This window comes from Chryseobacterium mucoviscidosis, assembly GCF_002177115.1.
Classification (GTDB): Bacteria; Bacteroidota; Bacteroidia; order Flavobacteriales; family Weeksellaceae; genus Chryseobacterium; species Chryseobacterium mucoviscidosis.
The window spans coordinates 77,847-90,245 of record NZ_MVAG01000117.1; the positions used below are offsets into that span (position 1 = coordinate 77,847).

Sequence of the window (12,399 nt, forward strand, 5' to 3'; positions counted from 1 at the left end):
TTGCAGTATATAACAAAAGTGACTCCAAAGAGCCACTTTATATTGATAAAAAAATTCTGTTAAAGATTCAGGATCACGTACTGTAAAATAACACCCGCATTTCCGATGTTTCCTGCAGCATGATTGTGGAAACTTGTATAATAAATATAACCGCTGTTTGAAGAACCGGAGCAAGGACCTACAGTTGCGCCCAATGCAACAAGATAAGGAACCAAAGTCTGCGGAACCGAAATCGTGATCTGAATACTGCTTCCCGGAATCGTAATGCAAACCGGAACAAAAGTTGTGTTCGGAGCATTTCCAATAGGCGTTACCGGAATTCCTGTAGCTGTAAAATGATTCGTTCTCAGCATTAAAGCCTGATTAGAACCGTCTTTTACTAAAACTTCCCAGTAAGAAGGATCGTAATTTGTAATTTTTTGCCATGCTCCCATATCAAAATCAATATTAAGATTGCTGAAACCAAGAGCACTAGACAATCCTGCGTTGCTTACCACAGCCGGAACAATTCCCGAGTTTCCGTTGTTCACAGAACATAGTTTTGAATCGGGAACAAATCCTCCCGCAGGAGCACAGCCTGAAGTATTTTCTGTTCCACCCACCAGATAAGAAACATCCCAATCTGAAGCATATATACTTCCGCCATTGGCAACGAAGATTGCAAGATTAGCATCAATTGCAGGGAAAAGAGCCTGATTGGTGGAATATTTTCTGGAGCCGCAGTTCAGAAAAATAATATCATACTGCGCTATAGCCGTTAAATTTGCAAGATCATTATTCGTGATTTCCGTAGCGGTATATCCCAAAGAAAGAATAATATCTTCAATTTTATCATACGAACCTTTTACATAAGCAATTTTAGCTACCTGATTCAGTTTGGTCTGAGACAGATCCAGCGTTAAAGTTTCGTTATTTTTTACATTTGCCGCAACTTCTGTACGGAAATTGCTTCCATTCCCGGTCTGAATATGAATGGTATGATTACCGACCGGAGCGTCCAGTGTAAAATTACCATCTGCATCGGAAGTAGTGTAGTAGATCTTATATTTGTCATCGAAAGTAAAAACGGATGCGCCACCAATGGCTTTGGCTCCGTTCTGTGACATTACTTTTCCGGAGATTTTTCCGGTTTTTACTGTATTATCAGCCGTAGCTTCTGTAGATGGAGCATCCGAGCGACAGGAACCCACAGACAATAAGATAATAAAAATAAAAATGAGGTTTAGTTTTTTCATAAGTTTTAGCGTTTAATTACATCACTAAATTAACAATTTTATTATTATAAATATCTTAATTTTAGAATAATTTTAAATAATCGTTAATTGAAATTGAAATATTTTATGAAAAATCCTTATTTAATCGATATTGAGTGAATTTAATTTTTTTACTAAATTTGTTAGAATGAATGATCAGTTACAGGAAACCAAAAATTTCATACAGGATTTAAGCGAACAGCTTTATTTATACATTACCAAAATTTCTCCGGCAGGTCTGGATTGGGTTTTTCATGCCTTTACAAAACTTGCGATTCTTGTTATTGTATTTTTGCTGATAGACTTTCTTGTAAAACCGCTAATCAATCTTATCTTCCGTTTTTTTCATAATGAAGAAAAATATCCGGTGATAAAATCAATTTATCAGTCAAGAATAACAAATTCCGTAGCTCATCTTTTTGCTTTGGCAATTGTACTGGGGATTCAGACTTCTATATTTCCGCCAAAAGCAATTCCCAGAACCAATATCTTTATTATACGTTCCATTAATTTAGGACTTGTATTAATTCTTGCCGGAATGCTCTATCGTGGTCTTACTGCTTTCAGAAATTATTTCGCCATTAAACAGGATTATTACAAAATCATGGCATTGAATGCGATTTCTGAAACAATGAAAATTTTAGGAATCTTCATTTTTTCCATTGTAGGGATTTGTGTGATTTTCGGGATTAAAGGAGCTACCATTGTTGGAAGTTTAGGAGCAATTACAGCAGTTCTGGTACTGGTTTTCCGCGATACCATTCTCGGATTTGTAACCGGAATACATGTTTCAACTTCTAAAAGTCTTAAAGTAGGAGACTGGATCAGTATTCCTAAATACAATATCGAAGGAAATATTTCAGACATCAGTCTTTTAACGACGAAGATCATGAATTTTGATAAAACCATTTCATCGATTCCCACCTATGATCTTTTAACCACTGAAATTAAAAATCTTCAGGTGATGTCAGAATCCAACACCAGAAGAATTAAGAAATCAATTTATTTTAACATCAATTCCTTTAAATTTTTAACGGAAGAAGATATTGAGCGTTTGAAAGATATCAATCTGATCTCAGAATATCTTGAAGGAAAAAGCATTGAGCTGAGAAAAGAAAAAGAAACTTTGAAGCACAGTGATAAAATAGTGAACGGAAGACAGCTTACTAATATTGGCGTTTTCAGATATTATGCAGAAAAATATCTCCAGAATGATCCCGATGTAGATCAGGATGGGGCAATGATGGTTCGTCAGTTGGATATTACTCCGCAAGGTCTGCCTTTAGAAATTTACTGTTTCGCCAATGATTCGCGTTGGGAACATTTTGAGCAGATTCAGGCGGATATTTTTGATCATTTACTGGTTGCTTCTAAAGAATTTGATCTTCAGGTAATGCAGATCAGTGTAAAGGTGTAACGAAACTTATTCTTCGAATGTAAAATTTCATGAAATAATAAACCCACTTTTAAGTTGGGTTTTTTTATTTTTGCAGTATGACAAAACTAAGTGTAAACATTAATAAAATTGCGACGCTGAGAAATGCAAGAGGAGGAGAAACCCCAAGTGTAACGGAAGCAGCCGTAAAAATTCAGGAGTTTGGAGGACAGGGCATTACCATCCATCCAAGACCGGATGAAAGACACATCACAAGAAAAGATGTTTATGATCTGAAACCTTTGGTAACCACGGAATTCAATATCGAAGGAAATCCCCACCGTTCCTTTATCGATATGGTTCTTGAGGTGAAGCCGGAACAGGTAACGTTGGTTCCTGATGCAGATGATGCCATTACTTCAAATGCGGGTTGGGACACGAAAAAACATCTGGATTTTCTTACGGAAATTATCGCAGAATTTAAAAATGCAGGAATCCGTACTTCAATTTTCTTAGACCCGACTCCCGAACTGGTAGAATATGCTGCCAAAACAGGAACCGACAGAATTGAACTCTACACTGAAGCTTATGCTAAAAATTATACTCTAAATAAAGAATCTGCTATAAAACCTTACTACGATACGGCGGTTGTTGCCACAGATTTCGGGTTGGGAATTAATGCAGGGCACGATTTAAGTTTAGAAAATTTAAAATATTTTGCAGATACCATTCCGAATTTGCTTGAAGTTTCCATTGGTCACGCCTTGGTTTCAGAGGCGTTATATATGGGAATGGAAAATACAGTTCAGGCTTATCTGAAGAGACTGGCAAAATGGTAAAAATCGCAAGTTATATGTGAAGCTTAAGGTTTGATAAATATTTTCTAAACTTCCTGCTTCCATCACCCCGCTTCTATCTAAAAACAAAACGTATGGAAATTTTAAATTCAAAAATATTTGGCGAAAATCTTTCGTCTACACCGCTTTTGGTATTTCACGGTTTATTTGGAATGCTGGATAACTGGGGAACCTTCGGGAAAGATTTCGGAGAATTTGTACCGACTCACCTTATTGATCTCCGCAACCACGGAAGAAGTTTTCATTCCGATGAGATGTCTCACGACGATTTAGCAGATGATATTCTTCGGTATATGGATCATTACGGCATAGAAAAAGCTCATATTCTGGGGCATTCTTTAGGCGGAAAAGCAGTGATGCAGTTTGCTATTAAATATCCTGAAAAAGTTGAAAAGCTTATCGTTGTGGATATTTCTCCGAAAGCATATCCTCCACATCATCAGGGAATTATCAAAGCTCTGGAAACGGTGGATTTTAATACGGTAAATTCCAGAAATGATGTGGAAGCGGTTTTGAGCCAGTATATTCCTGAAAGATCAACCATACAATTCCTTACAAAAAATCTGTATTGGGACGATAATAAAAAACTCAACTGGAGATTTAACCTAAAAACTCTGTCTGAAAAATACAATCAGTTTGTCTCGAATGCCATTAAATTTGGCGTTTTTGATGGTGAAACGTTGTTTATTGCGGGCGAAAAGTCAAACTATATTCTTCCTCAGGACGAATTTGCCATCAAACAGCAGTTCCCAAAAGCTCAGTTTTCAACGGTTAAAAATGCAGGACATTGGGTTCAGGCTGAAAATCCTGTCGATTTTGCTAAAATCGTCAAAGAATTTTTGAATATTATGTAACATAAAGTGTTTATTTTGGCTGAATTGTTAAAATTTTCTTAAATTTTAAATTTACTCTTCTTTGTGTGATATTTTTTAATATTTTAGTCGAAGCTAAATCACTAAATATTAACATCATGGAAAATAAGAAAAACAAAAAGCCGTTCTTCGCATCATTTTTAGAAAAACAAATCGCAGAACCGGAAAAAATCAAAGGAGGATCTGAAACTGTTGCCACAGCTCCGTTAAAAGATAATGTTACAACAGCGCTTCAGGACAGCATTACAAAACCTTCCAATGATAATGTGACCATGAAATATCCTTCCGATGGCGATGAGGGAGGTACAGAAATCTAAAAACGAACAACCCAAAATAAAACAACTATGAAAAACAAAGATTCAAAGAAGAAGCCATTTTTCGCTTCATTTTTAGAGAAACAATTACAGGATCCTGAAAAAATTAAAGGAGGAGCAAATGTAACAATTGCTTCGCAGGATACGGTTACAAAACCTGCTGTAGATACTGTGACAAAGCCAATCTATGATATGGCGCAGACAATGAAATATCCTTCTGATGGGGATGATGATTCTCCATCGATTTAATGTATTTTTATCTTGATCACATTAAAAAAATCATACTAAAAGGAAACTTACACTCTAAGTTTCCTTTTTTAATAAAAATGGCAGATGATTCTTTGCATTACACATTCTCAGGATTTTTACAATATTGATATCTTTTTTGAATATTTAAAATCTAAAAATATTCCTTTTTTCAGACTAAATTCTGATAAAATAAATCATTATCAGAAAATAAGCATCAGCGAAAACTTTTTTGAATTAACCGATGAACTCGGAAATACCGTTAATTCAAATGAAATTAAAGCGGTGTGGCACAGAAAATCGTGGGGAATCTCTGTTCCTGAAGAACTGGATGAAACCTACACAAAAATTTTTCTGAAAGAATACGCTGCTCTCAGATACAATCTTTTCACCTTGGTGGAAGAAATTCCGTGGATTAATCCGTTTGAGAATGAAAATAAGATTGATAGCAACAAAATGTATCAATTAAAGATCGCCCAAAAAAACAATCTTACTATTCCCGAAACTATTTTTTCGAACAATTCAGAACAAATAACTGAGTTTTTCCATAAGAAATGCAATGGAAAAATGGTGGCAAAACTTCATGGTGCGCTTTCAAAAACAATGAGCGGCGAAAATTTCCTTTCCACCAACATCATCGATGAAAATTCTCTCGAAAATATAGAAGACATAGAATACTGTCCCATGATTTTTCAGCCCTACATCGAAAAAGAATATGAATTGAGAATACTGTATCTTGAAGGAGAATTTTTTACCGGAAAAATCAATAACAGCGAAAACGCAGACTGGAGAATAGCCAACGAAAATTATTTTTGGTCAGAATACCATTTACCGGAACATATGAAGACCGGTCTTACCTCAATGATGAAAGATATGGGATTGTACATCGGAGCAATCGACATGATAAAAGGTAGAGATGGAAAATATTATTTCCTCGAAGTAAATCCGCAGGGAGAATGGGGAATGCTGCAAAAAGAACTTAATTTCCCGATTGCGGAAAAAATTGCCGATAACCTTATAAAAAGAATGAATACCAATGAATAAAATTTTAATAATTACCCATACAGGAGATAATTTTTCTATAGAAAAAGTAACTGAATATATTGCTGAGAACAATTGTGAAGTCATCCGTTTCGACGTAGATTTATACCCTTTGCAAAATAAATTATCTACCCGTTTTGAAGACGGAAAGTGGATCAGTATTTTAGAAACTCCAGAAAAAAAACATCGTTTAGACGATATTTCCGCAGTCTGGTACAGAAGAGCCTACAATATTGGATCTGGTCTGAAAGAAGAACTGGATTCTAAATTTTACGGAGCTGCGATGGGAGAGATCAGAACGACACTATTTGGATTTTTAGAGTCTATTGATGTCTATGCATTCGGAAAACCAAGTGTTTACAGAAGAGTAGACAGTAAGGAAGAACAGTTGAAAATAGCTCATAAAATTGGACTCAGGATTCCGAAATCCTGCCTTACGAATAATCCGGAAGAGGCAAAACAATTCATTGTAAAACATAAAAATGTGGTTGCCAAAATGCAGACAGGATTTGCCATTTATGAGGACGGTGTAGAAAGTGTGGTCTTCACCAATGTGGTAAAGGAAGATAAACTGGAAGAACTGGATACGCTTTTGTACTGTCCGATGCAGTTTCAGAAAAAAATTGAAAAGAAAAAAGAACTTAGAATAACCATTGTCGGAAGAGATGTTTATGCTTTCGAAATCGATTCTCAACAGTCGGAAGCTGCAAAAATAGACTGGCGAAAAGACGGGGTAAATCTTATTGATAAATGGATTCCGACAGATCTTCCGACAGACATCGAAGCAAAATTGCTGGAACTTCTGGATGTTTATAACATCGATTACGGAGCAATAGATATGATCGTTTCACCCGAAGACGAATATTATTTCATTGAGATCAACTGTGCCGGAGAATTCTTCTGGCTGGATAATCTCACCGAAGGAAACCTTATTTCAAAGAGTATTGCTGATATTTTATGCGATAAAGCTCCAAGAAGAAACAATATGGTTTTGGTTTAAAATTCTTCCAACCACAGATAATGCAGAAAACGGGCGAAAGTCCGTTTTTTTAATTTATCTTCAGTTCGGGATAAGAAATAAATTTAGATAATTGATTTATAGTATTATATTAAATTACCGCAAATAAAAACAAAAGATTTTTTACTTATTGAAAGTGTGTAAGCTAAATAAAGGCACTTCGTTTATTCAAAAAACACAAAAATGGTATTACTTTAATAAGTTTTACGCCTTTGTATATCTTAAAAAATGAATTCCTGATAATTGAATCTCTTTGTTTTACCTTGCGTTTAAGAAGACTTATCCCGAACTCAGGTTAATTTAATGATCATCTTATTTATTGCTCAAAACAGAGACACAAAACTTTTGCTGTTTTTATCCATTTAAAAAACAGAAATCTCCCTTAAAAATCGCAAATTTGCATAACGTAGAATATTATCATAATTTAGTAAGCAATCAAGTAAAAAAAATTGATGGTTTTTGTAACGGGAGCAACCGGAATTTTAGGCAGAGTAATTGTTTTGGAACTTCTGAAAAAGGGAAAAAACGTTCGTGCCGCAAAAAGACCGACGAGCAATTTAAACGAAGTAAGGCATTCCTATACATTTTATACGGAAAATCCCGATGATTTCTTCAACAGAATTGAATGGGTTGATGTAGATTTTAATGATATATATTCTCTTCAGGAAGCTTTGAAAGACGTGGACGAAGTATATCACTGCGCTGCAAAAGTAAGCTTTCATCCTCATGACGAAAAAGAAATGTATCGTACCAATATAAAAGGTACAGAAAATCTCCTGTACGCCTGCGAAGGCTCCGGTGTGAAGAAATTTCTTCACGTAAGCTCAATTGCAGTCCTTGATAATTTCAACGAAAAAGGAGAACTGGATGAGGATTCCGATTTCAATCCTAAACTGGATCATTCTGCATACGCACTTTCCAAACACCTTTCCGAAATGGAAGTATGGAGAGCTTCAGCAGAAGGTTTAAACGTTGTTATTGTAAATCCCGGAATCATCATCGGAAGCGGAAACTGGGGAAAAAGCAGCGGAGATGTTTTTCCTACCTTCGAAAAAAATAGCTTTACATTTTCTGGCGGATCTAGTTATGTAGATGTAAGAGATGTTGCAGAAATTTCCATAGAATTAATGGAAAAAAACATTTTCGGGGAACGTTTTGTTGTAATTGCAGAAAACAGAAAATACGTAGAATTAGGAAAACAGATCAGATCTAAATTAAATTTAAAAGAAGCTAAAATTCTTTCAGACTTTCAGCTCAATATCGGAGTTTTAGCAAATACGTTATTCGGCTGGTTTATTCCGGCTTTAAGAATGGCGACAAGATCCAATGTGAAATCAATTTCCGAAATGAATACCGTTTCCAACGAAAAAATAAAAAGCAGATTGAATTATCAGTTTATTCCTCTTTCGGAAAGTATTGATTTTCATTTAAATAATTACATCAACGATAAAAAGATAAAGCAATGAATCTTGCAGAGGCAATTATCTTAAAAAATACAGAAAAGCATCCCATAAAATCTGCCATCGGATTTAAAAAGAAAGATGCAGGCTGGAAAGAACTGAGCTGGAAAAAATTTGGCGAAATTGTGTATAAAACAGCCAATGCGCTTAAAAATGCAGGAATTCAGGAAAATGATAAAGTCGCCATTTATTCGGATAACTCTTCCGAATGGATGATTTTTGATCTCGCAGTATTAGCAATCGGAGCCATCACGGTTCCAATCTATTCCACCAATAATGCAGAACAGGCAGAATACATCATCAATGATTCGGAAGCGAAGGCAATTTTAGTGGGAGATCAGGCTCAGTACGATGCGTGTCTGGAAATTTTGAAGAAAGAAAGTACAGGTCTGCAAACGATTATCATTACTAAAAAAGCAGTCTGGATCAAAAAAGAATTCAGCAGTTTTTATCTGGAGGATTTCATCGCTAAAAGTTCTCCCAAATTAGAATTCTGCAAGAAAGAATATGAAGATATTGCCACGCTTATCTACACTTCCGGAACAACAGGAACACCAAAAGGAGTTATGCTTACGCACGGAAATTTTGTAAAAGCTTTTGATGCCCACTTTGAATTTTTCAAGTTTAAAAACTTTGAAGAAGAGCTTTCTCTGGCATTTTTACCTTTAACCCACGTTTTCGAAAGAAGCTGGAGTTTATTATGTCTTTACGGAGGCGCAAGAGTGTATTTCCTCGAAGATCCTAAAAATATTGCCAATGCTTTGGAAGAAGTAAAACCGACCATGATGTGCGCGGTGCCGAGATTTTTCCAGAAAGTCTACGCCGGAGTGTTGGAAAAAGCAGAAGAAGGTTCATCGCTGAAGAAAAAAATATTTAACTGGGCATTGGAAACCGGTTCGCAGACCGCAGAATTAAGAAGAAGAGAACAGCCGATTCCGTTTGGATTAAAAATAAAAGAAAATATTGCCAAATCTTTAGTTTTTAGTAAAATTAAAGAAAAAATGGGCGGAAGATTATGGTTTATGCCTTGTGGCGGAGCTTCACTATCTCCGGAAGTGACGAAGTTTTTTGAATCGGTTGGAATTCATGTGACGGTTGGCTATGGTTTAACCGAAACTACGGCAACTTTAACCGCTTTTCCTTTGACGAATTTTGAACACGGAAGCTGCGGAAAACCTCTTCCGGGCGTGGAAATCCGAATCGGGGAGAACGATGAAATTCAGGCAAAAGGAAACGGAATTATGAAGGGATATTATAAAAAACCTGAAGAAACGCAGAAAGTTTTCACCGAAGACGGCTGGTTTAAAACCGGAGATGCAGGAACCATCGACAGCAAAGGAAATCTTACTATTACAGACCGATTGAAAGATTTAATGAAGACTTCCAACGGAAAATACATCGCACCGCAACAGATTGAAAATATTTTAACAAACAACAATTTCATTCAGCAGATTGTCCTGATTGCGGAAGGAAAACAGTTTGTTTCCGCGTTGGTTGTTCCGAACTTTGAATTTTTAAAAGAATATCTCAAAAAAAATAATATTCCTTTCACCAATTGGGAGGAAATTGTAAAAAACGAAAAGATACACGATTTTTACAAAGACAAAATTAAAGAACTGCAAAGCCATTTATCCGATTACGAAAAAGTGAAAAAATTCACTTTGATGCCTTCGGAATTTGATATCAATACAGGAGAAATTACTCCGACATTGAAGGTAAAAAGAAATGTAGTGCTTAAAAAATATGCAGATCTTATTGAGAAGATGTATTAAATTTTTAAGGCTGAGTTGAAGATAGAGCTGTAACAACTGTACATTAAGCCAGATCTCACCTTGCAAAAATTGAAATTATGACAACACAGGAATTTTTAGGAAAAAAAGATTTTACAATAAACAATCAGACGGTTTCGGAAAGCTGTCCTTCCAATATTGCCTTAATTAAATATTGGGGAAAATACGACAATCAGATTCCCGCCAATCCAAGCATCAGTTTTACATTAAATCATTGCAGAACCAATACTTCGATGGAGTTTTCTGCCAATGAACCTTTTTCTGTGCAGACTTTTCTTGCCGGAAATGAAGAAGTGAAATTTGCCGAAAAAATTGAAAAATATTTTCGAAATATCGAACAGTATCTTCCATGGATTTTACAGGGGAAATACGTCATCAGAACCGAAAATACTTTTCCTCACAGCTCAGGAATTGCAAGTTCTGCTTCCGGTTTCGGAGCGATAGCTAAATGTTTAATGAATCTGGATGAAACATTTTCAGGAAAAACTTCAGATGAAGAATCATTAAGAAAAGCCTCTTTCTTAGCAAGATTAGGAAGCGGAAGCGCCTGCCGAAGTCTTTACAACGGATTGGTTGTGTGGGGCGAATCTCAGGTAAAAGGAAGTTCTGATCTTTTTGCAGTACAATACCCAAACGATGAAATTCATGAAATTTTTAAAGATTTTAACGACTGGGTTTTACTCATTCATGAAGGTCAGAAAAGCGTTTCTTCCACTGTCGGTCATGGTTTGATGAATACCAATCCTTACGCAGACAGAAGATTTCAGGAAGCAAGAGAAAATTTCGGTCCAATGAAGGAATTTTTAGCTAATGGAGATTTGCAGAGTTTCATTAAACTGGTAGAACACGAAGCATTAACACTTCATGCCATGATGATGATGAGCGATCCTGCATTTATTTTAATGAAAACAGGAACTTTGGAAGTCATCAATAAAATCTGGGATTTCAGAAGAGAAACCAATTTGCCGTTGTTTTTTACGTTAGACGCAGGAGCCAACGTTCATCTTCTCTTCCCGAATGACGGCTCAGAAGGAAATATAAAATCTTTCATCGAAGCCGAACTGTTACAGCATACGCAGAATAATGGAGTGGTGAAAGATGTGATGAAGTTTTAGAAGTAATTCAAAATATAAGGGTTAAAGACATACTTAAAATCTTTAACCCTATTTTTATCTATTTATCCAAAATTCCTCTTATTTTATTCGCGTTGGAGATCAGCTCTTCCAGATATTCGAAATTTTCTTTTTCCAGTGCTGCTTTAAACTTTCTTAGCTGAGCAATATGCTCATTAAGAACATCCAGAACATTTTCTTTATTTTGCTTGAAAATCGGAACCCACATTTCAGGATGAGACTTTGCCAGACGAACAGTGCTGGAAAAACCGGAACTAGCCAGTTGAAAAATAGTTTCTTCTTCTTTCTCCTTTTCTAAAACCGTATTAGCCAAAGCGTAAGAAGTAATGTGGGAAATATGCGAAATATAAGCGGTGTGAACATCGTGATCTTCTGCATTCATGTAAATCAGATGCATATCAAGACTTTCGACAATTTTTTCAACCAGTTGTAAAGCATCTTCTGCGGATTCTTCCTTATCGCAGATTACTCCTGCTTTTCCTGAAAAACTTTCTGAAACTGCCGATTTCGGGCCGTTGTTTTCCGTTCCCCACATCGGATGGAAAGCCACAAATCTGGCTCTTTTCGGATGATTTTTTACCGCATTTACAATTCCTGCTTTGGTAGATCCTGCATCCATCACTGTCTGATTTTCCGAAATCAGGTCTAAAATATTCGGAAGTAATTTTCTTGCGGCATCTACAGGAATGGCAAGAATGACCAGATCAGAGTTTTTAATTCCGTATTCCAGATCTACTTTTGCATCGATTATTTTGAGTTCTAATGCTTCATTCAGATGGTCATTGCTGTTATCAATACCGTAAATGAAATCTGCAATTCCTTTTTGTCTTAATTTTAATGCAATCGAGCCCCCGATTAATCCTACACCAATTATACTTATTTTCATCGTTTAAATTTTAAAATAAAAAACCCCGCCCAAGGACGAGGTTTTGTTTTATCTATATGAAATCCTTATCCCAGATCTGAGTTAAAAATTCCGTAATAATATGTTCCGTTGTTTGTAATCACTAGACAAAGGTAAATAATTTTTTTTAATCAGG

The 12,399-nt window shown here is 35.8% G+C and carries 12 protein-coding genes; 10 read left to right on the top strand and 2 right to left on the bottom strand.

Going from position 1 to position 12,399, the window contains the following annotated elements; all coding sequences use genetic code 11:
• Nucleotides 1-59 precede the first annotated feature (59 nt).
• The gene (locus B0E34_RS11245) at nt 60-1,235 is read right to left on the bottom strand and encodes a carboxypeptidase-like regulatory domain-containing protein (protein ID WP_087709507.1); all 1,176 of its coding nucleotides are present in this window, start codon (nt 1,233-1,235) and stop codon (nt 60-62) included.
• Nucleotides 1,236-1,401: 166 nt separating this feature from the next.
• Here B0E34_RS11245 and B0E34_RS11250 point away from each other — a divergent pair, with 166 nt between their 5' ends.
• From B0E34_RS11250 to B0E34_RS11295, 10 genes are all read left to right on the top strand, one after another.
• Nucleotides 1,402-2,670 carry a mechanosensitive ion channel family protein gene (locus tag B0E34_RS11250; protein WP_087709509.1) on the top strand — a complete coding sequence of 423 codons (1,269 nt, stop codon included), beginning with the start codon at nt 1,402-1,404 and terminating at the stop codon, nt 2,668-2,670.
• Between the two features lie 77 nt (nt 2,671-2,747).
• On the top strand, nt 2,748-3,467 hold the full coding sequence (locus B0E34_RS11255; protein WP_087709511.1) for a pyridoxine 5'-phosphate synthase: 720 nt from the start codon (nt 2,748-2,750) through the stop codon (nt 3,465-3,467).
• Nucleotides 3,468-3,559: 92 nt separating this feature from the next.
• Nucleotides 3,560-4,339, top strand: a complete 780-nt coding sequence (locus B0E34_RS11260) for an alpha/beta fold hydrolase (RefSeq protein ID WP_087709513.1) — start codon at nt 3,560-3,562, stop codon at nt 4,337-4,339.
• A gap of 116 nt (nt 4,340-4,455) precedes the next feature.
• On the top strand, nt 4,456-4,674 hold the full coding sequence (locus B0E34_RS11265; protein WP_087709515.1) for a microviridin/marinostatin family tricyclic proteinase inhibitor: 219 nt from the start codon (nt 4,456-4,458) through the stop codon (nt 4,672-4,674).
• Between the two features lie 27 nt (nt 4,675-4,701).
• Nucleotides 4,702-4,920: a microviridin/marinostatin family tricyclic proteinase inhibitor gene (locus tag B0E34_RS11270; protein WP_087709517.1), complete on the top strand. Its 219-nt coding sequence runs from the start codon at nt 4,702-4,704 to the stop codon at nt 4,918-4,920.
• Between the two features lie 84 nt (nt 4,921-5,004).
• The gene (locus tag B0E34_RS11275; RefSeq protein WP_087709519.1) at nt 5,005-5,961 is read left to right on the top strand and encodes an MvdC/MvdD family ATP grasp protein; all 957 of its coding nucleotides are present in this window, start codon (nt 5,005-5,007) and stop codon (nt 5,959-5,961) included.
• Nucleotides 5,954-6,958: an MvdD family ATP-grasp ribosomal peptide maturase gene (locus B0E34_RS11280; protein ID WP_087709520.1), complete on the top strand. Its 1,005-nt coding sequence runs from the start codon at nt 5,954-5,956 to the stop codon at nt 6,956-6,958. Before B0E34_RS11275 ends, B0E34_RS11280 begins: the two co-directional genes overlap by 8 nt.
• A 470-nt stretch (nt 6,959-7,428) precedes the next feature.
• Entirely contained in the window at nt 7,429-8,442 is a 1,014-nt protein-coding gene (locus B0E34_RS11285) for an NAD-dependent epimerase/dehydratase family protein (protein WP_087709522.1), read from the top strand.
• Nucleotides 8,439-10,208 (top strand): AMP-dependent synthetase/ligase, encoded by a 1,770-nt coding sequence (locus tag B0E34_RS11290; RefSeq protein ID WP_087709524.1) that lies wholly within the window; start codon nt 8,439-8,441, stop codon nt 10,206-10,208. The genes B0E34_RS11285 and B0E34_RS11290 overlap by 4 nt, the downstream gene beginning before the upstream one ends.
• Before the next feature lie 77 nt (nt 10,209-10,285).
• Nucleotides 10,286-11,341, top strand: a complete 1,056-nt coding sequence (locus B0E34_RS11295; protein ID WP_087709526.1) for a diphosphomevalonate decarboxylase — start codon at nt 10,286-10,288, stop codon at nt 11,339-11,341.
• Nucleotides 11,342-11,399: 58 nt separating this feature from the next.
• Here the strand turns inward: B0E34_RS11295 and B0E34_RS11300 are convergent, their stop codons facing one another.
• Nucleotides 11,400-12,245: a prephenate dehydrogenase gene (locus B0E34_RS11300; protein ID WP_087709528.1), complete on the bottom strand. Its 846-nt coding sequence runs from the start codon at nt 12,243-12,245 to the stop codon at nt 11,400-11,402.
• Between the last annotated feature and the right edge of the window lie 154 nt (nt 12,246-12,399).